Here is a 20,067-nt window from a genome sequence, read left to right as displayed (position 1 = left end):
CGCGGCGGGCGACGATCCGGATCCCGGATCGGCGCCCGCTGTGTGGTTTAACTGCCCGGAACCGGTCATGAGCAGGGCGTGCGCATCGCGACGGGCGCGGGCCCGAACGGCAGTGGTTTCGCCCGTGGGTGGGAAAGAGCGTCGGATGGCGGCACCGGGCCTTGACGCGACCATGGACTCCCAGGCACGCTGACATCAGCAAGACCTTCCGCGCTTGCGACGGCCACCGGCTGGGTATGAAGCGGCAGCACCACCGCCGCAGACATCTGGGCGGCCCGGCAGGGACGTTGCGTTCCGAGCGGCCCGGTGTGACCCGTTTCCAGGGTCCCGAGGCTCGTTCCGCAACTTCCTGCGGGGTGGGCTGGACAGCGGTTAGCCTCTCGGCTACACTGCTAGTTTGCGCTGCCTTCCGACTTGACCCCTGCTCGGAAATGTCCGTTTGTGGATATTTTCTGGTGGGGTCATTGGAGTGCACGCGTACCAGCCGTTCTGCAGCACCGGTCCTCGGAAGGACGCATCTTGGCAGCTTCCCGCCCTGCGAAGACCAGTCGTACGTCGAGCGCATTCGCTCCCCGCCGAGTTTCCTTCGGTCGGATCACCGAACACCTCGAGGTCCCCAACCTCCTTGCCATTCAGAACGAGTCCTTCGACTGGCTCGTCGGCAACGAGGGTTGGCAGGGCCGGTCGGCGGACGACCCGCACGCACGCTCGGGTCTCGCGGAAATCCTCGACGAGATCAGTCCCATTGAGGACTTTTCTGGCACCATGTCGCTTTCCTTCTCGGCACCGCGCTTCGACGAGGTCAAGGCCTCGATCGAGGAGTGCAAGGAGAAGGACCTGACCTACTGCGCGCCGCTCTTCGTGACCGCGGAGTTCACCAACAACACCACCGGCGAGATCAAGAGCCAGACGGTGTTCATGGGTGACTTCCCGATGATGACGCCGAAGGGCACCTTCATCATCAACGGCACCGAGCGCGTCGTGGTCAGCCAGCTCGTCCGCTCGCCGGGCGTCTACTTCGACAAGCAGCCGGACAAGACCTCCGACCGCGACCTCTCCAGCGTCAAGGTCATCCCCAGCCGGGGTGCCTGGCTGGAGTTCGACATCGACAAGCGCGACACGGTCGGCGTACGCATCGACCGTAAGCGTCGGCAGGCCGTCACGGTCCTGCTCAAGGCCGTCGGATGGTCGGCCGAGCGGATCCGCGAGAAGTTCGGCTGGTCCGAGCTGATGATGACCACGCTCGAGAAGGACCACATCGCCGGCCAGGACGAGGCGCTACTCGACATCTACCGGAAGTTGCGCCCTGGCGAGCCGCCGACCCGCGAGAACGCCCAGACCCTGCTCGACAACCTCTTCTTCAACCCGAAGCGGTACGACGTCGCCAAGGTCGGTCGGTACAAGTTCAACAAGAAGCTCGAAGTGAGCGTGCCGATCACCACCGGCACGCTGACCGAGGACGACATCGTCGCCACCGTGGAGTACCTCTGCCGGCTGCACGCCGGTGAGGAGGGCTACGAGGCCGACGACATCGACCACTTCGGCAACCGGCGCCTGCGTACCGTGGGCGAGCTGATCCAGAACCAGGTTCGGGTCGGTCTGTCCCGGATGGAGCGGGTCGTCCGCGAGCGGATGACGACTCAGGACGTCGAGGCGATCACGCCGCAGACCCTGATCAACATCCGCCCCGTGGTCGCCGCGATCCGGGAGTTCTTCGGCACCTCGCAGCTGTCCCAGTTCATGGACCAGACCAACCCGCTGGCGGGCCTGACCCACCGGCGCCGGCTGAGCGCGCTCGGTCCGGGTGGTCTGTCCCGGGAGCGGGCCGGCTTCGAGGTCCGCGACGTGCACCCGTCCCACTACGGCCGGATGTGCCCGATCGAGACGCCGGAAGGCCCGAACATCGGTCTGATCGGCGCGCTGTCCACCTTCGCCCGGGTCAACCCGTTCGGCTTCATCGAGACGCCGTACCGGAAGGTCGTCGACGGTCGGGTCACCGACCAGATCGACTACCTGACCGCGGACGAGGAGGACCGGTTCGTCAAGGCGCAGGCCAACGCGCCGCTGCGGGCCGACGGCACGTTCGCCGAGGACCGCGTCCTGGTCCGCCGTAAGGGCGGCGAGACCGAGGACGTCGCGCCGGGTGCGGTCGACTACATGGACGTGTCGCCGCGGCAGATGACCTCGGTCGCGACCGCGATGATTCCGTTCCTGGAGCACGACGACGCGAACCGGGCCCTGATGGGCGCGAACATGCAGCGTCAGGCGGTCCCGCTGGTCAAGGCGGAGTCGCCGCTGGTCGGCACCGGCATGGAGTACCGTGCCGCGGTCGACGCCGGTGACGTGGTGGTGGCCGAGGTCGGTGGCGTGGTCGAGGACCTGTGCGCCGACTACATCACCGTCCACCAGGACGACGGCCACCGCCGGACGTACCTCCTGCACAAGTTCCGTCGCTCCAACGCCGGCTCCTGCGTCAACCAGAAGCCGGTCGTCTTCGAGGGTGACCGGGTCGAGGCCGGCCAGGTCGTCGCCGACGGGCCGTGCACCGACGAGGGCGAGATGGCGCTCGGGCGCAACCTGCTCGTGGCGTTCATGTGCTGGGAGGGTCACAACTACGAGGACGCGATCATCCTGTCGCAGCGCCTCGTGCAGCAGGACGTGCTCACCTCGATCCACATCGAGGAGCACGAGGTCGACGCGCGGGACACCAAGCTCGGCCCGGAGGAGATCACCCGCGACATCCCGAACGTCAGCGAGGAGATGCTCGCCGACCTCGACGAGCGCGGGATCATCCGGATCGGTGCCGAGGTCGTCCCCGGCGACATCCTGGTCGGCAAGGTCACCCCGAAGGGCGAGACCGAGCTGACTCCGGAGGAGCGGCTGCTCCGCGCGATCTTCGGTGAGAAGGCGCGTGAGGTCCGGGACACCTCGCTGAAGGTGCCGCACGGTGAGACCGGCACGGTCATCGGCGTGCGTACCTTCTCCCGCGAGGACGGCGACGAGTTGCCGCCGGGCGTCAACGAGCTGGTCCGGGTCTACGTCGCCCAGAAGCGGAAGATCCAGGACGGCGACAAGCTCGCCGGCCGGCACGGCAACAAGGGCGTCATCTCCAAGATCCTGCCGGTCGAGGACATGCCGTTCCTGGAGGACGGCACCCCGGTCGACATCGTGCTCAACCCGCTGGGTGTGCCGAGCCGGATGAACATCGGCCAGGTACTCGAGACCCACCTGGGCTGGGTGGCCAAGACCGGTTGGAAGGTCGACGGCGACGACGCGGAGTGGAAGCGTCAGCTCCAGGGGATCGGTGCGGACGAGTCCGAGCCGGACACCAACGTGGCCACGCCGGTCTTCGACGGTGCCCGCGAGGAGGAGATCTCCGGTCTGCTCGCGTCGACCCTGCCCAACCGGGACGGCAAGCAGCTGATCGGTGCCAGCGGCAAGGCGCAGCTGTTCGACGGTCGCTCCGGCGAGCCGCTGCCGGACCCGATCGCGGTCGGCTACATCTACATCCTGAAGCTCAACCACCTGGTCGACGACAAGATCCACGCACGGTCGACCGGTCCGTACTCGATGATCACGCAGCAGCCGCTGGGTGGTAAGGCGCAGTTCGGTGGCCAGCGCTTCGGTGAGATGGAGTGCTGGGCGATGCAGGCCTACGGTGCCGCGTACGCCCTGCAGGAGCTGCTGACGATCAAGTCCGACGACGTCCTGGGCCGGGTCAAGGTCTACGAGGCGATCGTCAAGGGCGAGAACATCCCCGAGCCGGGCATCCCCGAGTCGTTCAAGGTGCTGCTCAAGGAGCTGCAGTCGCTGTGCCTCAATGTCGAGGTGCTCTCCAGCGACGGTGTGGCCCTGGAGATGCGCGAGACCGACGACGAGGTCTTCCGGGCCGCGGAGGAACTGGGTATCGACCTTTCCCGGCGCGAGCCGAGCTCGGTCGAGGAAGTGTGACGTTGCGGTGCGGTGGTGGGGCGACTCCCTCGGGAGTCACCCCGCCCCGGACCCAGGCCCGGTCAGCTGCTAGCGCAACAAGCGACGTGTGAGGGAATTGAACGTGCTCGACGTCAACTTTTTCGATGAGTTGCGAATTGGGCTGGCGACCGCCGACGACATCCGTCAGTGGTCGCACGGCGAGGTCAAGAAGCCCGAGACGATCAACTACCGCACCCTCAAGCCGGAGAAGGACGGGCTCTTCTGCGAGAAGATCTTCGGTCCGCAGCGGGACTGGGAGTGCTACTGCGGTAAGTACAAGCGGGTCCGGTTCAAGGGCATCATCTGTGAGCGCTGCGGCGTCGAGGTGACCCGCTCGAAGGTCCGCCGTGAGCGGATGGGCCACATCGAGCTCGCCGCACCGGTGACCCACATCTGGTACTTCAAGGGCGTGCCGAGCCGGCTGGGTTACCTGCTGGACCTCGCCCCGAAGGACCTCGAAAAGATCATCTACTTCGCCTCGTACGTCGTGACGAGCGTTGACGCCGAAGCGCGTCATCGTGACCTCTCGACCATCGAGAACGAGATCCTGGCCGAGAAGCGGCAGTCGGAGAACAGCCGCGACTCGGAGATCGAGAAGCGGGCCGCCAAGCTCGAGGCCGACCTGGCCGAGCTGGAGGCCGAGGGCGCGAAGGCGGACGTCCGGCGCAAGGTCAAGGAGGGCGGAGAGCGCGAGATGCGCCAGATCCGCGACCGGGCCCAGCGCGAGATCGACCGCCTGGACGAGGTGCTGGACACCTTCCGCAAGCTCGACTCGAAGCAGTTGGTCACCGACGAGCTGCTCTACCGCGAGCTGCGCGACCGGTTCGGCGAGTACTTCACCGGGGGCATGGGCGCCGAGGCGATCAAGGCCCTGGTGCAGAACATGGACCTCGAGGCCGAGGCGGAGAACCTGCGGGAGACCATCCGCACCGGTAAGGGACAGCGGAAGATCCGGGCGCTCAAGCGGCTCAAGGTCGTCGCGGCGTTCCAGAACACCCGCAACTCGCCGCTCGGCATGGTGCTGGACTGCGTACCGGTCATCCCGCCGGACCTGCGCCCGATGGTGCAGCTCGACGGTGGCCGCTTCGCGACCAGCGATCTGAACGACCTCTACCGCCGCGTGATCAACCGGAACAACCGGCTCAAGCGGCTGATCGACCTCGGCGCGCCCGAGATCATCGTCAACAACGAGAAGCGGATGCTGCAGGAGGCCGTCGACGCGCTGTTCGACAACGGCCGCCGTGGCCGGCCGGTCACCGGCCCGGGTAACCGTCCGCTGAAGTCGCTGTCCGACATGCTCAAGGGCAAGCAGGGCCGGTTCCGCCAGAACCTGCTGGGCAAGCGCGTCGACTACTCCGGCCGTTCGGTCATCGTGGTCGGCCCGAAGCTCAAGCTGCACCAGTGCGGTCTGCCCAAGCAGATGGCGCTGGAGCTGTTCAAGCCCTTCGTGATGAAGCGGCTGGTCGACCTCAACCACGCGCAGAACATCAAGTCCGCCAAGCGGATGGTGGAGCGGCAGCGGCCGGTCGTGTGGGACGTGCTGGAAGAGGTCATCGGCGAGCACCCGGTGCTGCTCAACCGGGCGCCCACCCTGCACCGACTCGGCATCCAGGCCTTCGAGCCGCAGCTGGTCGAGGGCAAGGCCATCCAGATCCACCCGCTGGTCTGCACCGCGTTCAACGCCGACTTCGACGGTGACCAGATGGCGGTGCACGTGCCGCTGTCCGCCGAGGCGCAGGCCGAGGCGCGGATCCTGATGCTGTCGTCGAACAACATCCTCAAGCCGGCCGACGGCAAGCCGGTCACCATGCCCACCCAGGACATGGTCATCGGGCTCTACCACCTGACCCACCTCACCACCGGTGAGCGCGGGGAGGGCCGGTCGTTCAGCTCGGACGCCGAGGCGCGGATGGCGTACGACAACGGTGAGCTGCACCTGCAGGCGCCGGTCAAGATCCGGCTGCGGGACGTCGTCGAGGTCGACAACGGCGCCGGTGGGCAGCCGTGGACCGCGCCCGAGGGCTGGATCCCCGGTGAGCCGCTGACCGTGGAGACCACGCTCGGCCGGGTGCTGTTCAACGAGACCCTGCCGCAGGGCTACCGGTTCGTGAACTACGAGATCCGCAAGGGTCAGCTCTCCGCGATCGTCAACGACCTCGCCGAGCGGTTCCCGAAGGTGGCCCTGGCGGCCACCCTGGACGGGCTCAAGGAGGCCGGTTTCCACTGGGCCACCTGGTCCGGCGTGACCATCGGCATGGAGGACGTCATCGCTCCGCCGCGCAAGCGGGAGATCCTGGAGCGGTACGAGAAGGAAGCCGACCGGATCGACAAGCAGTACCAGCGTGGTCTGATGACCGCCGAGGAGCGTCGCGGCGAACTCATCGAGATCTGGACCAAGGCGACCAACGAGGTCGCCAAGGAGATGGACACCGCGCTGCCGCAGGAGAACCCGCTGTGGAAGATGATCAACTCGGGTGCTCGCGGTAACCTGCTCCAGCTCCGGCAGATCGCGGCGATCCGTGGTCTGGTGGCCAACCCGAAGGGCGAGATCATCCCGCGGCCGATCAAGGCCAGCTACCGGGAGGGTCTGTCCGTGCTGGAGTACTTCATCTCCACGCACGGTGCCCGTAAGGGTCTCGCGGACACCGCCCTGCGTACCGCCGACTCGGGTTACCTGACCCGGCGTCTGGTGGACGTCTCGCAGGACGTCATCATCCGCGAGGAGGACTGCGGCACCGACCGGGCCATCCCGATGCAGGTCGGTCAGCACCTCGACGGCCGGCTGGTGGTGCACGAGCACGCCGAGACGAGCGTGCACGCCCGTACCCTCGCCGACGACATCAAGGGGCCGGACGGCACCGTCGTCGCCGAGCGCGGCGCGGACATCAACTCGATCCTGGTCGACAAGATCGTCGCCGCCGGGGTCGACGGTGTCCGGGTCCGCAGCGTGCTCACCTGCGAGTCGAAGCTGGGCGTCTGCGGTGCGTGCTACGGCCGCTCGCTGCCGACCGGCAAGATCGTGGACGTCGGCGAGGCGGTCGGCATCATCGCCGCCCAGTCGATCGGTGAGCCGGGTACGCAGCTGACGATGCGTACCTTCCACACCGGTGGTGTCGCGGGTGAGGACATCACCCAGGGTCTGCCGCGTGTCCAGGAGATCTTCGAGGCCCGGATCCCGAAGGGCAAGGCGCCGATCGCCGACACCCCCGGCCGGATCCGGATCGAGGACGGCGAGCGGTCGCGCAAGATCGTCGTGATCCCGGACGACGGCAGCGACGAGATCGTGTACGACAAGATCTCGAAGCGGGTCCGGCTGCGGGCGCACGACGGCGACCACGTCGAGGTCGGCGAGAAGCTCACCGAGGGCACCATCGACCCGCACGAGCTGCTGCGCATCCTCGGCCCGCGCGCGGTCCAGGTCCACCTGACCCAGGAGGTCCAGGAGGTCTACCGCTCGCAGGGTGTGCTCATCCACGACAAGCACATCGAGATCATCATCCGCCAGATGCTCAAGCGGGTGACGGTCATCGACTCCGGCTCGACCGAGTTCCTGCCGGGTGTGCTGGTCGACCGGGCGCTGTTCGAGTCGGAGAACCGCCGGCTCGTCGGCGAGGGCGGCGAGCCCGCAGCCGGCCGTCCGGTGCTGATGGGTATCACCAAGGCATCGCTGGCCACCGACTCCTGGCTCTCGGCGGCCTCCTTCCAGGAGACCACCCGGGTGCTGACCGACGCGGCGATCCACGCCCGCAGCGACTCGCTGATCGGTCTCAAGGAGAACGTGATCATCGGTAAGCTCATTCCGGCCGGTACCGGCATCAGCAAGTACCGCAACGTCCGGGTCGAGCCGACCGAGGAGGCGAAGGCCAAGGTCTACTCGATGACCGGCTACCCGGAGACCGACTACGGTTTCGGGCCGGCCAGTGGCCAGGCGGTTCCGCTGGACGACTTCGACTTCGGGTCGTACCGCTAGGACCGTGTGACGTGGGAGGCCCCCGGCATCTGCCGGGGGCCTCCTCGTGTCCGTACCCGCCGCTCCGCCGCACGGCGCGACCCGGACAGGCATCATGTGCTCATGACGATCGCACCCGGACCGGCGCCGACCGCGTCGGCGCCACGTCATCCGCTCGACCCCGATCCGGTCCGGGCGACCAAGGCCCGCGCGGTGTTCGCGCTCGGGCTGATGGGGGCGATGACCGGTCTGCTGCTGGGTGGGGTGATCCCCGCGACGGTCGCGCTGCACCTGGCGCGGCAGGCGCGCCGGGAGGCGTACGCCTCGGGCGGTTTCCTGACCGGCGCGGCCTGGCTGCGTCGCGGCGAACGGTTGGCCTGGACGGGGCTGGCGCTGGTCGCGGTGAGTGTGGTGGCGCTGCTGGTGATCGGCGTGGTCCGGCTCGCCGAGGCACCCTACGGGCAGGACTTCGCCCCCACCGTCGACTGACCCGGGTCGCCGCGGGCATCGCGCCGGGCACGGTGGGCTGACCCGCGACGGTAGCCTGACGGTGTCCGTCGCGCTGCGGTGGACGCGGCCGATGAGGAGGAGATCCCGTGACGGAACCGGCGCGCCCCGAGGGCGGCGAGTCCGCCCAGCCCACTTCCGGGCGCCCGGACGACGCGGCGGGCGCGCAACCGGGGGAGCAGCCACGGCCCGGACCCGCGCCGGAGCCTCCCGCGCCGCCCCCGCCGTCCGGGTACGCGTCGGCATACGCCCCGCCGCCGGGTCCGCCGCCCGGCTTCGGCGTGCCGCCGGGCTGGCCACCTGGCGGTGCCGGCCCCGGTTCATCGCCGGAGAGTCCGCCGTCCGGCCCGCCTGCCATCGGTGCTCCGTACGGTCCGCCCGCAACGCCTCCCGGCTTCGGGCCGCCCCACGGCCCGCCGCCGTCCGGGCCGCCGGCCGGAGGCCCGGGATATGGCGCGCCGCCCGTTCCCGGCTGGGGTGCGCCGCCGTCCGTGCCGCCGCCGCAGGACCGCCCCCGGCCGCCCAAGCGGGTCGAACCGGTGCCCGGTACCCCGTTCGCGACGGTGCACCTGGACGTCCCCCCGGTCACGTCGGGGCTGGCGGTCGGCTCGCTGGTGGCCGGCATCACCTCGATCCTGATCTCGTTCCTCACCATCTGCATCGGCGCGGTCGGGGGAGGCACGGGTGGGGGAGCCTGGGCTGCCGGTGCCTTCGCCGTACTGGGCAGCCTGACCGGTGCCGGTGCCGTGGTGGCTGGCCTGCTCGGCCTCCGGCAGATCCGTCGCCCGGCCGCTCCGCCGGCGGTCCGGTTCACCGGCCGTGGCGTGGCGATCGCCGGGATCAGCTGCGGTGGTGCCGGTCTCCTGCTCTGCCTGTCGGGCCTGGGGCTGGCGCTGCTGCTGACCCTGGCCTGAGATCCGGCCCACGTCGGCGCCGGGTGGGTGAGCCGGGCCCGGATACCGATCGGTCCCGCCCAGGGGCTACCGGTCCGGTTTCCGGCGGAGCCGGTACACTTGTCGTCGTAGGTGCCCATCACAGGCGTGAGGCGTGACGAGCCCAGCCGGCGAGCAGTGAGAAGTCCGGCGGGTCATCCGTTTTGACCTGCACGGCTGTGGTAGGTACTCTTTCCCCTTGCGCCCGGGCTTGCCCGGGCAACTCGTGCGTGCGCGGGATCCGGTGATACCGGCATCCGAACAGCGGCACGACTGAGCCAGAAGACCCGGCGGCGGAGATCCGCGTGCCGGTGACACAACCCGGAGCCACCGCGCGAGCGTCGGAACCGGGACCGTGCTCGGGCGACACGCCCGACCGCGGGTGCCGGGACCGCCGCGAGGTGGACCTGGTCGGAATGTAGGAGGGTCGGTCATCAGGCCGACCGAGCGAGCGCGGCCGCGTGAGCGGCCGAAGGGAGCGGAGAAACCCGGTGCCCACGATCCAGCAGCTGGTCCGCAAGGGCCGCCAGGCCAAGACGAGCAAGACCAAGACCCCGGCGCTGAAGGGTTCCCCTCAGCGGCGCGGCGTGTGCACCCGCGTGTACACCACCACTCCCAAGAAGCCGAACTCCGCGCTGCGCAAGGTCGCTCGTGTGAAGCTCAGCAGCCAGATCGAGGTGACCGCCTACATCCCGGGCGTGGGTCACAACCTGCAGGAGCACTCGATCGTGCTCGTCCGTGGCGGCCGGGTGAAGGACCTCCCCGGCGTGCGTTACAAGATTGTCCGCGGTTCGCTGGACACCCAGGGTGTCCGTAACCGCAAGCAGGCGCGCAGCCGCTACGGCGCGAAGAAGGAGAAGAGCTGACATGCCGCGTAAGGGACCCGCTCCGCGGAAGCCGCTGGTCGCTGACCCGGTGTACAACTCGCCGTTGGTCACCCAGCTGGTGAACAAGATCCTCCTGCGCGGCAAGCGCCAGCTCGCCGAGCGCGTGGTGTACGCGGCCCTGGAGGGCTGCCGGGAGAAGTCCGGCACCGACCCGGTCGTCACGCTCAAGCGCGCGATGGACAACGTCAAGCCGACTCTGGAAGTCCGCAGCCGCCGTGTCGGTGGCGCGACCTACCAGGTGCCGGTCGAGGTCCGTCCGGCCCGGGCGACCACGCTGGGCCTGCGCTGGCTGGTCACGTACTCCCGCGCCCGGCGCGAGAAGACCATGGTCGAGCGGCTGATGAACGAGCTGCTGGACGCGAGCAACGGCCTCGGCGCCGCCGTCAAGCGGCGCGAGGACACGCACAAGATGGCGGAGTCCAACAAGGCCTTCGCGCACTACCGCTGGTAACAGCTTGGTCCCGGTGCCCACCCGGCGCCGGGACCGCCACCAGTTGTGTCGAGACGACGATAAGTAGGGATTGAAGTGGCCGCCGCAGACGCGCTCGCCAACGTACGCAACATCGGCATCATGGCGCACATCGATGCCGGTAAGACCACTACCACCGAGCGAATCCTGTTCTACACCGGTATCACGTACAAGATCGGTGAGGTCCACGAGGGCGCTGCCGTCATGGACTGGATGGAGCAGGAGCAGGAGCGCGGTATCACCATCACTTCCGCCGCCACGAAGTGCGAGTGGAAGGGCCACACGATCCAGATCATCGACACGCCCGGCCACGTCGACTTCACGGTCGAGGTGGAGCGGTCGCTGCGTGTCCTGGACGGTGCGGTCGCGGTCTACGACGGCGTGGCCGGCGTGGAGCCGCAGACGGAGAACGTCTGGCGTCAGGCGGACAAGTACAACGTCCCCCGGATGTGTTTCGTCAACAAGCTGGACCGTACCGGCGCGGACTTCTTCCGCTGCGTGCAGATGATGATCGACCGGCTGAACGCCACCCCGCTGGTGCTCCAGATCCCGATCGGTGCCGAGAGCGACTTCATCGGCGTGGTCGACCTGGTCGAGATGCGCGCCCTCACCTGGCGTGGCGAGACCCAGAAGGGTGAGGACTACGCGGTCGAGGAGATCCCGGCCGACCTCGCCGACTCCGCCGCCGAGTGGCGCGAGAAGCTGATGGAGACCCTCGCCGACGTCGACGACTCGGTGATGGAGAAGTACCTGGAGGGCGAGGAGATCTCCGTCGAGGAGATCAAGGCCGCCATCCGTCGGGCCACCATCGGCGGCAAGGCCAACCCGGTCCTCACCGGCACCGCGTTCAAGAACAAGGGCATCCAGCCGATGCTGGACGCGGTCGTCGCGTACCTGCCGTCGCCGCTGGACATCCCGGCGATCGAGGGCACCGCCACCGACGGTGAGACCCCGCTGCTGCGTAAGCCGGCGGTGTCCGAGCCGTTCTCCGGTCTGGCCTTCAAGATCCAGACGGACAAGCACCTCGGCAAGCTCACCTACGTGCGGATCTACTCCGGCACGCTCGAGTCCGGCTCCCAGGTGGTCAACTCCACCAAGGACCGCAAGGAGCGGATCGGCAAGATCTACCAGATGCACGCCAACAAGCGGGAAGAGCGCAGCTCGGCCCAGGCCGGCGACATCATCGCGGTGCAGGGTCTCAAGCAGACGACCACCGGTGACACTCTGTGTGACCCGGCGAACCCGGTCATCCTGGAGTCGATGACCTTCCCGGAGCCGGTCATCGAGGTCGCCATCGAGCCGAAGACCAAGGCCGACCAGGAGAAGCTCAGCACCGCCATCCAGCGGCTGGCCGAGGAGGACCCGACCTTCCGCGTCAAGCTGGACGACCAGACCGGTCAGACGGTCATCTCCGGCATGGGCGAGTTGCACCTGGACATCCTGGTCGACCGGATGCGCCGCGAGTTCAACGTCGAGGCGAACATCGGTAAGCCGCAGGTGGCGTACCGCGAGACCATCCGCCGCAAGGTGGACAAGGTCGAGTACACCCACAAGAAGCAGACCGGTGGCTCCGGCCAGTACGCCCGGGTGATCGTCAGCCTGGAGCCGCTGCCGCTGGGCAACGACGCGCCGACCTACGAGTTCGCCAACGGCGTGACCGGTGGCCGCATCCCCCGGGAGTTCATCCCGTCGGTGGACGCGGGTGCGCAGGACGCCATGCAGTACGGCATCCTCGCCGGCTTCCCGCTGGTGGGCATCAAGCTCACCCTGCTGGACGGCCAGTACCACGAGGTCGACTCGTCGGAAATGGCATTCAAGATCGCCGGCTCGATGGTGATGAAGGACGCGGCCCGCAAGGCCGACCCCGCACTGCTCGAGCCGATGATGGCTGTTGAGGTCACCACTCCCGAGGAGAACATGGGTGACGTCATCGGCGACCTCAACTCCCGCCGCGGCATCATTCAGGCGATGGAGGAGCGCAGCGGCGCCCGCGTCGTCCGTGCTCTGGTGCCGTTGTCGGAGATGTTCGGCTACGTCGGCGACCTGCGGTCGAAGACCCAGGGCCGGGCTAGCTACAGCATGCAGTTCGACTCCTACGCCGAGGTCCCGTCCTCGGTCGCCAAGGAGATCATCGCCAAGGCGACGGGTGAGTGACACTCACCTGAGCTGATCCGAGGTGGTCGCGGGAGGATTCCCCGACTGCGACCACCTCGGTCGGATTGTGTGAATTCCGGGCCTGTAGGCTTCATCGCCGCAGAACCCACAAAGCTCTCCGGCCGTCAGGTCGGAAAGGCTGTCGACAGAGTCCTAAGCGCCGACCTGGCGCACCGGGGCGAACGAACCAAGAAGTCCACAGGAGGACACCAGTGGCGAAGGCGAAGTTCGAGCGGACTAAGCCGCACGTCAACATCGGCACCATTGGTCACATCGACCACGGTAAGACGACGCTGACGGCGGCCATCACCAAGGTCCTGCACGACCAGTACCCGGACCTGAACCCGTACACGCCGTTCGACGAGATCGACAAGGCGCCGGAGGAGAAGGCCCGCGGCATCACGATCTCGATCGCGCACGTCGAGTACCAGACCGAGGCGCGGCACTACGCGCACGTCGACTGCCCCGGTCACGCCGACTACATCAAGAACATGATCACCGGTGCCGCCCAGATGGACGGCGCGATCCTGGTGGTCGCGGCGACCGACGGCCCGATGCCGCAGACCCGCGAGCACGTGCTGCTGGCCCGCCAGGTCGGCGTGCCGTACATCGTCGTGGCGCTGAACAAGAGCGACATGGTCGACGACGAGGAGCTCCTGGAGCTCGTCGAGCTCGAGGTCCGCGAGCTGCTCTCGGCTCAGGAGTACCCGGGTGACGACCTGCCGGTCGTCCAGGTCTCCGCGCTGAAGGCCCTCGAGGGCGACCCGGTCTGGACCGAGAAGCTGCTCGAGCTGATGAGCGCGGTCGACACCGCGATCCCGCAGCCGGAGCGCGAGACCGAGAAGCCGTTCCTCATGCCCGTCGAGGACGTCTTCACCATCACCGGTCGGGGTACCGTGGTCACCGGTCGTGTCGAGCGTGGCGTGCTGCTCCCGAACGAGGACGTCGAGGTCGTCGGCATCCGCGAGAAGGGCTTCAAGACCAAGGTCACCGCGATCGAGATGTTCCGGAAGACCCTGGACGACGCCCGCGCAGGCGAGAACGTCGGTCTGCTGCTCCGCGGCACCAAGCGCGAGGACGTCGAGCGCGGCATGGTGGTCGTCAAGCCGGGCAGCAGCACCCCGCACACGGAGTTCGAGGCGACCGTCTACATCCTCTCCAAGGAGGAGGGTGGCCGGCACACCCCGTTCTTCCAGAACTACCGTCCGCAGTTCTACTTCCGGACCACGGACGTCACCGGTGTCGTCACCCTCCCCGAGGGCACCGAGATGGTCATGCCTGGCGACAACACCACGATGACCGTGAAGCTGATCCAGCCCATCGCGATGGAGGACAACCTCAAGTTCGCGATCCGGGAGGGTGGCCGTACGGTCGGCGCGGGTCGCGTCACCAAGATCATCAAGTGAGCTGGGTAACCCCGATTAGACCCGCCGCCGGTCGTGCGGCATACTAGTCAGGTTGCGTAACGACAGTTCGCTGCCTGTGTTCGGCTCACGCCGAACCTCCGGGTAGGCAGAACAGTCGGGCGTGGGGTGGTTGGCGGTCCGGCCGCCAACCACCCTCGCGCGGCGTTCAGGTCGCGGTAGCGCGATCGGCGCCTGGACCCACCGCGGTCAGGATCGCTCCGGAATCTCGGGGCGGAGCCTGGCCACAGGGCGCGACACGCCCGACCGCGGGGGTGGGCGAAGAGGGCCTGTACCAGCCGGTACAGGCACCCGCAACACAGCGGCATCGAGAGAAGGAACAGAAGCCACCATGGCGGGACAGAAGATCCGCATCCGGCTCAAGGCCTATGACCACGAGGTCGTCGACTCCTCGGCTCGGAAGATCGTCGAGACGGTGACGCGTACCGGGGCGCAGGTCGCTGGCCCGGTGCCGCTGCCCACGGAGATCAACCGTTTCTGCGTCATCCGCTCGCCGCACAAGTACAAGGACTCGCGCGAGCACTTCGAGATGCGTACGCACAAGCGGCTGATCGACATCATCGACCCGACCCCGAAGACGGTCGACTCGCTCATGCGCCTCGACCTGCCGGCTGGCGTCGACATCGAGATCAAGCTGTAGGGACCGGACACATGGACAGGCAAGTTAAGGGGATCCTGGGCGCGAAGCTCGGCATGACCCAGGTCTGGGACAACAACAAGGTTGTCCCGGTGACCGTGGTTCAGGCCGGCCCCTGCGTCATCACCCAGGTTCGTGACGCCGACAAGGACGGTTACTCCGCGGTCCAGCTGGCGTACGGGACGATCGACCCGCGCAAGGCCAAGAAGCCGCTGCGTGGGCACTACGCCAAGGCCGACGTGGCGCCGCGCCGGCACATCGTCGAGCTGCGCACCGCCGACGCCGGCGACTACTCGCTCGGCCAGGAGGTCACGGTCGAGGAGTTCCCGGTCGGCGTCTCGATCGACGTCACCGGCAAGACCAAGGGCAAGGGCTACGCCGGCCCGATGAAGCGGCACGGCTTCCACGGCCTGCGCGCCAGCCACGGTGTCGAGCGCAAGCACCGCTCCCCGGGCTCCATCGGGGCCTGCGCCACCCCGGGTCGCGTCTTCAAGGGCACCCGGATGGCGGGCCGCATGGGTGGCGTGCGCTACACCGTGCAGAACCTGACCGTCCAGGCGGTCGACACCGAGAACAACCTCCTGCTCGTCCGCGGCGCCATCCCCGGCCCGAAGGGCGCGCTGGTCCTGGTCCGCACCGCGGCCAAGACCAAGGCGAAGAAGGGCGGTGTGGCCAAGTGACCACCGTTGACGTCCTGACCTCCGAAGGCACCAAGAGCGGCTCGGTCGAGCTGCCCGCCGACATCTTCGATGTGCAGGCCAACGTCCCGCTGATGCACCAGGTCGTGGTGGCGCAGCTGGCGGCGGCCCGGCAGGGCACCCACAAGACCAAGACCCGCGGCGAGGTCGCCGGCGGCGGCAAGAAGCCGTACAAGCAGAAGGGCACCGGTCGGGCCCGGCAGGGTTCGATCCGCGCGCCGCAGTTCGCCGGCGGTGGCGTGGTGCACGGCCCGGTACCGCGCGACTACAGCCAGCGCACCCCCAAGAAGATGAAGGCCGCCGCGCTGCGTGGTGCCCTCTCCGACCGGGCGCGCGCCGGGCAGGTGCACGTCGTCGAGGCGTTCGTCTCGGGTGAGAAGCCGTCGACCAAGGCCGCGCTGGCCACGCTCGCGAAGCTGAGCGAGGCCCGTCGGGTGCTGGTCGTGCTGAGCAGCACCGACGAGCTGAACTGGGTGTCGCTGCGCAACGAGCCGCGGGTGCACCTGATCGAGGCCGGCCAGCTCAACACGTACGACGTGCTGGTGGCCGACGACGTGGTCTTCACCAAGGAGGCCCTGGACGAGTTCCTGGGCGTTCCCGCCGAGACCACCGAGGAGGGTGGCAAGTGAGCACGATCGCCGACCCGCGCGACATCATCGTGGCGCCGGTCGTCTCGGAGAAGAGCTACAGCGAGCTGAACCGGAACTGGTACACCTTCCTGGTGCACCCGGACGCGAACAAGACCGCGATCAAGATCGCCATCGAGCAGATCTTCAACGTCCGCGTCCTGACGGTCAACACGCTCAACCGCGAGGGCAAGCGCAAGCGGACCCGTACTGGGTTCGGCAAGCGCAAGGACACCAAGCGGGCGATGGTGAAGCTGGCTGAGGGAGACCGCATCGAGGCCTTCGGCGGCCCGGTCAGCTGAGGGGTGTAGACAATGGCTATCCGTAAGTACAAGCCGACGACGCCGGGCCGGCGTGGCTCGAGCGTCGCCGACTTCGCCGAGATCACCCGGTCGACGCCGGAGAAGTCGCTGCTGGCCCCGCTGCCGAAGAAGGGCGGCCGGAACGCCCACGGGCGGATCACCGCCCGGCACCAGGGTGGCGGCCACAAGCGCCAGTACCGGCTGATCGACTTCAAGCGGGTCGACAAGGACGGCGTGCCGGCCAAGGTCGCGCACATCGAGTACGACCCGAACCGCACCGCGCGCATCGCGCTGCTGCACTACGCCGACGGCGAGAAGCGGTACATCCTCGCGCCGAAGGACCTCAAGCAGGGCGACGCGGTGGAGTCGGGTCCGGGCGCGGACATCAAGCCCGGCAACAACCTGCCGCTGCGCAACATCCCGGTCGGTACCACGATCCACAACGTGGAGCTGCGTCCGGGTGGCGGCGCCAAGCTGGCCCGCTCGGCCGGTGTCGGCATCCAGCTGCTCGGCCGGGAGGGCGCGTACGCGACCCTGCGTATGCCGTCGGGTGAGATCCGCCGTGTCGACGTGCGCTGCCGCGCCAGCGTCGGCGAGATCGGCAACGCCGACCAGTCAAACATCAACTGGGGCAAGGCCGGCCGGATGCGGTGGAAGGGCAAGCGCCCGACCGTCCGTGGTGTGGCCATGAACCCGGTCGACCACCCGCACGGTGGTGGCGAGGGCAAGACCTCCGGTGGTCGCCACCCGGTCAACCCGCAGGGTAAGCCCGAGGGCCGCACCCGTCGTAAGGGCCAGCCGAGTGACCGGCTGATCGTCCGCCGCCGCTACGCCACGCGTAAGCGCGGCTGAGGGAGATAAGACATGCCTCGCAGCCTGAAGAAGGGCCCGTTCATCGACGACCACCTGCTCAAGAAGGTGGAGACGCAGAACGAGAAGGGCTCGAAGAACGTCATCAAGACCTGGTCGCGCCGCTCCACGATCATCCCGGACATGCTCGGGCACACGATCGCGGTGCACGACGGACGCAAGCACGTCCCCGTGTTCGTGACCGAGGCGATGGTCGGGCACAAGCTCGGCGAGTTCGCGTTGACCCGTACGTTCAAGGGTCACGAGAAGGACGACCGGAAGAGCCGCCGGCGCTGACGCCGCGGGCATACGGATAGAGGATCAAGGGGTTACAGCGATGCCAGGAAAGGGCGACGCTCCGGTGCTTCCGGGCGCGCGGGCGATTGCGCGACACGTGCGCATCTCGCCGATGAAGGCGCGCCGGGTGGTCAACCTCGTCCGCGGCCTGCCCGCGAAGGAGGCGCTCACGGTGCTGCAGTTCGCGCCGCAGGCGGCGAGCGAGCAGGTGTACAAGGTGCTCGCGAGCGCGATCGCCAACGCGGAGAACAACGAGCGGCTGGACCCCGACGCGTTGCTCGTCAGCGAGGCGTTCGTGGACGAGGGCCCGACCATGAAGCGGTTCCAGCCTCGGGCCCAGGGCCGGGCGTACCGGATCCGCAAGCGCACCTGCCACATCACGGTGGCGGTCGAGGCGGTCGCGCCGGCCGCGCCGAAGAAGTCGGCGAAGAAGTCGGCCCCGGCCAAGCAGACCGAGCCGGCCGAGACGCAGAGCAACACGGAGGGCGCCGAGTAATGGGTCAGAAGGTTCACCCGCACGGGTTCCGGCTCGGCATCTCGACCGACTGGAAGTCCCGCTGGTTCGCGGACAAGCTCTACAAGGACTACATCGGCGAGGACGTCAAGATCCGCCGGATGATGTCCAAGGGCCTGGAGCGCGCCGGCATTTCCAAGGTCGACATCGAGCGCACCCGCGACCGGGTCCGCGTCGACATCCACACCGCCCGGCCGGGCATCGTCATCGGCCGTAAGGGTGCGGAGGCCGACCGGATCCGCGGCGAGCTGGAGAAGCTCACCGGCAAGCAGGTGCAGCTCAACATCATCGAGGTGAAGAACCCCGAGTCGGACGCGCAGCTGGTCGCCCAGGGCGTCGCCGAGCAGCTCTCCAGCCGGGTCAGCTTCCGCCGCGCGATGCGCAAGGCGATGCAGTCGGCGATGAAGAACCCGATGTGCAAGGGCATCCGGGTGCAGGTCTCGGGTCGCCTCGGCGGCGCCGAGATGAGCCGCACGGAGTTCTACCGCGAGGGTCGGGTTCCGCTGCACACGCTGCGGGCCAACATCGAGTACGGCTTCTTCGAGGCCCGTACCACCTTCGGCCGTATCGGCGTGAAGGTCTGGATCTACAAGGGCGACGCGGTGCCGGGTCGGGAGACCCCGACCGAGGCTCCGTCGCGCCCGCGCCGGGAGCGCGGTGACCGCCCCGAGCGGCCGCGTCGTGGTCGGTCCGGTTCGTCCGGCACGACCTCCGGTGGCACCGAGGCCGGCCGCGCTGCTGCGACGACCGTCGCGCAGCAGGCCGAGACGCCGAGCGGCGAGCCGGTGGACGCGTCCGCCGTCGCCGCCGCGGCAGAAACGCAGCAGGAGGGCTGACAGATGCTGATGCCGCGCAAGCCCCCGAAGGGCTTCCGCAAGCCGCACCACCCGGACCGCAGCGGCGCGTCCAAGGGCGGCAACCGGGTGGTGTTCGGCGAGTTCGGGATCCAGGCTCTCGAGCCGGCGTACGTGACCAACCGGCAGATCGAGTCGGCGCGTATCGCGATGACCCGCCACATCAAGCGTGGCGGCAAGGTCTGGATCACCATCTTCCCGGACCAGGCCCTCACCAAGAAGCCGGCCGAAACCCGGATGGGTTCCGGTAAGGGCTCGCCGGAGTGGTGGGTCGCCAACGTCAAGCCGGGGCGGGTCCTCTTCGAGATGTCCTTCCCCAACGAGCAGATCGCGCGAGAGGCGATGCGTCGCGCGATCCACAAGCTCCCGATGAAGTGCCGCATTGTGACGCGCGAAGTGGGTGAATCCTGATGGCAGCGGGCGTTAAGGCCTCCGAGCTGCGTGAGCTCTCCGAGGAGGAGCTGGTCACGAAGCTGCGCGAGGCCAAGGCGGAGCTGTTCAACCTCCGCGTGCAGGCCGCAACCGGTCAGCTGGACAACAACCGGCGGCTGCAGGTCATCCGTCGGGAGATCGCCCGGATCTACACGATCATGCGTGAGCGCGAGCTGGGGCTCTCGGCCGCGCCGACTGAGGTGACTGCTTCATGAGCGAGAACACGACCGCCACCGCGCAGCGTGGCCGCCGGAAGGTCCGTGAGGGCCTCGTGGTCAGCGACAAGATGGACAAGACCGTCGTGGTCGAGGTCGAGGACCGGGTCAAGCACGCGCTGTACGGCAAGATCATGCGCCGTACCAGCAAGCTGAAGGTCCACGACGAGCAGAACTCCGCCGGCATCGGCGACCGCGTCCTGATCATGGAGACCCGGCCGCTCTCCGCCACCAAGCGGTGGCGGCTCGTGGAGATCCTCGAGAAGGCCAAGTAGCGAAGGCTCGAGCTCGGCCGAGATCGGTCGGGCGCAGGTTCCGCCAGGCTCCGGCCGCCCCGGCGGCCGGAGAA

The 20,067-nt window shown here is 68.3% G+C and carries 19 protein-coding genes; all 19 read left to right on the top strand.

The genetic code is table 11. The features are described 5' to 3' along the window. The first annotated feature begins 519 nt into the window (after positions 1-519). The 19 genes from rpoB to rpsQ all read left to right on the top strand — a co-directional run bounded on the left by rpoB (position 520) and on the right by rpsQ (position 19,993). On the top strand, positions 520-3,951 hold the full coding sequence (gene rpoB, locus ABT008_RS02315) for a DNA-directed RNA polymerase subunit beta (protein ID WP_350692891.1): 3,432 nt from the start codon (positions 520-522) through the stop codon (positions 3,949-3,951). A 103-nt stretch (positions 3,952-4,054) separates the two neighbouring features. Beyond that, positions 4,055-7,942, top strand: coding sequence for a DNA-directed RNA polymerase subunit beta' (locus ABT008_RS02310; protein ID WP_350693182.1), 3,888 nt, complete (start codon positions 4,055-4,057; stop codon positions 7,940-7,942). A 102-nt stretch (positions 7,943-8,044) separates the two neighbouring features. Then, positions 8,045-8,410, top strand: a complete 366-nt coding sequence (locus ABT008_RS02305; protein ID WP_350692889.1) for a hypothetical protein — start codon at positions 8,045-8,047, stop codon at positions 8,408-8,410. 557 nt (positions 8,411-8,967) lie between these two features. Further along, positions 8,968-9,342, top strand: coding sequence for a hypothetical protein (locus ABT008_RS02300; protein ID WP_350693180.1), 375 nt, complete (start codon positions 8,968-8,970; stop codon positions 9,340-9,342). Positions 9,343-9,851: 509 nt separating this feature from the next. After that, on the top strand, positions 9,852-10,226 hold the full coding sequence (rpsL, locus tag ABT008_RS02295) for a 30S ribosomal protein S12 (protein ID WP_014440718.1): 375 nt from the start codon (positions 9,852-9,854) through the stop codon (positions 10,224-10,226). A gap of 1 nt (position 10,227) precedes the next feature. Beyond that, a complete protein-coding gene (rpsG, locus tag ABT008_RS02290; RefSeq protein ID WP_350692887.1) occupies positions 10,228-10,698 on the top strand; it encodes a 30S ribosomal protein S7 in 471 nt (156 codons plus the stop codon). 75 nt (positions 10,699-10,773) lie between these two features. Then, on the top strand, positions 10,774-12,870 hold the full coding sequence (fusA, locus tag ABT008_RS02285) for an elongation factor G (RefSeq protein ID WP_350692886.1): 2,097 nt from the start codon (positions 10,774-10,776) through the stop codon (positions 12,868-12,870). 212 nt (positions 12,871-13,082) lie between these two features. After that, positions 13,083-14,276 carry an elongation factor Tu gene (gene tuf, locus ABT008_RS02280; RefSeq protein ID WP_117226257.1) on the top strand — a complete coding sequence of 398 codons (1,194 nt, stop codon included), beginning with the start codon at positions 13,083-13,085 and terminating at the stop codon, positions 14,274-14,276. Between the two features lie 349 nt (positions 14,277-14,625). Next, on the top strand, positions 14,626-14,934 hold the full coding sequence (rpsJ, locus tag ABT008_RS02275; RefSeq protein ID WP_007073037.1) for a 30S ribosomal protein S10: 309 nt from the start codon (positions 14,626-14,628) through the stop codon (positions 14,932-14,934). An 11-nt stretch (positions 14,935-14,945) separates the two neighbouring features. Beyond that, positions 14,946-15,611: a 50S ribosomal protein L3 gene (gene rplC / locus ABT008_RS02270; protein WP_350692884.1), complete on the top strand. Its 666-nt coding sequence runs from the start codon at positions 14,946-14,948 to the stop codon at positions 15,609-15,611. Beyond that, a complete protein-coding gene (rplD, locus tag ABT008_RS02265) occupies positions 15,608-16,258 on the top strand; it encodes a 50S ribosomal protein L4 (protein ID WP_350692882.1) in 651 nt (216 codons plus the stop codon). The genes rplC and rplD overlap by 4 nt, the downstream gene beginning before the upstream one ends. Further along, positions 16,255-16,557: a 50S ribosomal protein L23 gene (rplW, locus tag ABT008_RS02260; RefSeq protein ID WP_093403611.1), complete on the top strand. Its 303-nt coding sequence runs from the start codon at positions 16,255-16,257 to the stop codon at positions 16,555-16,557. The genes rplD and rplW overlap by 4 nt, the downstream gene beginning before the upstream one ends. Positions 16,558-16,569: 12 nt before the next feature. Next, on the top strand, positions 16,570-17,409 hold the full coding sequence (gene rplB / locus ABT008_RS02255) for a 50S ribosomal protein L2 (protein ID WP_117226254.1): 840 nt from the start codon (positions 16,570-16,572) through the stop codon (positions 17,407-17,409). A 12-nt stretch (positions 17,410-17,421) separates the two neighbouring features. Further along, complete coding sequence (gene rpsS / locus ABT008_RS02250) at positions 17,422-17,703, top strand: 30S ribosomal protein S19 (RefSeq protein WP_067359615.1); 282 nt, start codon at positions 17,422-17,424, stop codon at positions 17,701-17,703. A gap of 40 nt (positions 17,704-17,743) precedes the next feature. Next, on the top strand, positions 17,744-18,199 hold the full coding sequence (gene rplV, locus ABT008_RS02245; RefSeq protein WP_350692880.1) for a 50S ribosomal protein L22: 456 nt from the start codon (positions 17,744-17,746) through the stop codon (positions 18,197-18,199). Beyond that, positions 18,199-19,053 carry a 30S ribosomal protein S3 gene (gene rpsC, locus ABT008_RS02240; protein ID WP_131052671.1) on the top strand — a complete coding sequence of 285 codons (855 nt, stop codon included), beginning with the start codon at positions 18,199-18,201 and terminating at the stop codon, positions 19,051-19,053. The genes rplV and rpsC overlap by 1 nt, the downstream gene beginning before the upstream one ends. 3 nt (positions 19,054-19,056) lie before the next feature. Next, positions 19,057-19,482 carry a 50S ribosomal protein L16 gene (rplP, locus tag ABT008_RS02235; RefSeq protein ID WP_007465292.1) on the top strand — a complete coding sequence of 142 codons (426 nt, stop codon included), beginning with the start codon at positions 19,057-19,059 and terminating at the stop codon, positions 19,480-19,482. Then, the gene (gene rpmC, locus ABT008_RS02230; protein ID WP_007073028.1) at positions 19,482-19,718 is read left to right on the top strand and encodes a 50S ribosomal protein L29; all 237 of its coding nucleotides are present in this window, start codon (positions 19,482-19,484) and stop codon (positions 19,716-19,718) included. The genes rplP and rpmC overlap by 1 nt, the downstream gene beginning before the upstream one ends. Next, on the top strand, positions 19,715-19,993 hold the full coding sequence (rpsQ, locus tag ABT008_RS02225; RefSeq protein ID WP_350692878.1) for a 30S ribosomal protein S17: 279 nt from the start codon (positions 19,715-19,717) through the stop codon (positions 19,991-19,993). Before rpmC ends, rpsQ begins: the two co-directional genes overlap by 4 nt. The last annotated feature ends 74 nt before the right edge of the window (positions 19,994-20,067 follow it).

The organism is Micromonospora sp. NPDC002389, from assembly GCF_040296095.1.
Taxonomy (GTDB): domain Bacteria; phylum Actinomycetota; class Actinomycetes; order Mycobacteriales; family Micromonosporaceae; genus Micromonospora.
The sequence above is the reverse complement of the archived record's forward strand: the minus strand, read 5'-3'. Positions and strand labels throughout refer to the sequence as shown.

Coding starts and splice junctions, on each gene's coding strand:
- rplC (WP_350692884.1), top strand. CDS start 14,946: ATGGACAGGCAAGTTAAGGGGATCCTGGGCGCGAAGCTCGGCATGACC.
- rpmC (WP_007073028.1), top strand. CDS start 19,482: ATGGCAGCGGGCGTTAAGGCCTCCGAGCTGCGTGAGCTCTCCGAGGAG.
- ABT008_RS02305 (WP_350692889.1), top strand. CDS start 8,045: ATGACGATCGCACCCGGACCGGCGCCGACCGCGTCGGCGCCACGTCAT.
- rplP (WP_007465292.1), top strand. CDS start 19,057: ATGCTGATGCCGCGCAAGCCCCCGAAGGGCTTCCGCAAGCCGCACCAC.
- rpsJ (WP_007073037.1), top strand. CDS start 14,626: ATGGCGGGACAGAAGATCCGCATCCGGCTCAAGGCCTATGACCACGAG.
- rpsC (WP_131052671.1), top strand. CDS start 18,199: ATGGGTCAGAAGGTTCACCCGCACGGGTTCCGGCTCGGCATCTCGACC.
- rplV (WP_350692880.1), top strand. CDS start 17,744: ATGCCAGGAAAGGGCGACGCTCCGGTGCTTCCGGGCGCGCGGGCGATT.
- rpsG (WP_350692887.1), top strand. CDS start 10,228: ATGCCGCGTAAGGGACCCGCTCCGCGGAAGCCGCTGGTCGCTGACCCG.
- rpsS (WP_067359615.1), top strand. CDS start 17,422: ATGCCTCGCAGCCTGAAGAAGGGCCCGTTCATCGACGACCACCTGCTC.
- rpsQ (WP_350692878.1), top strand. CDS start 19,715: ATGAGCGAGAACACGACCGCCACCGCGCAGCGTGGCCGCCGGAAGGTC.
- rplB (WP_117226254.1), top strand. CDS start 16,570: ATGGCTATCCGTAAGTACAAGCCGACGACGCCGGGCCGGCGTGGCTCG.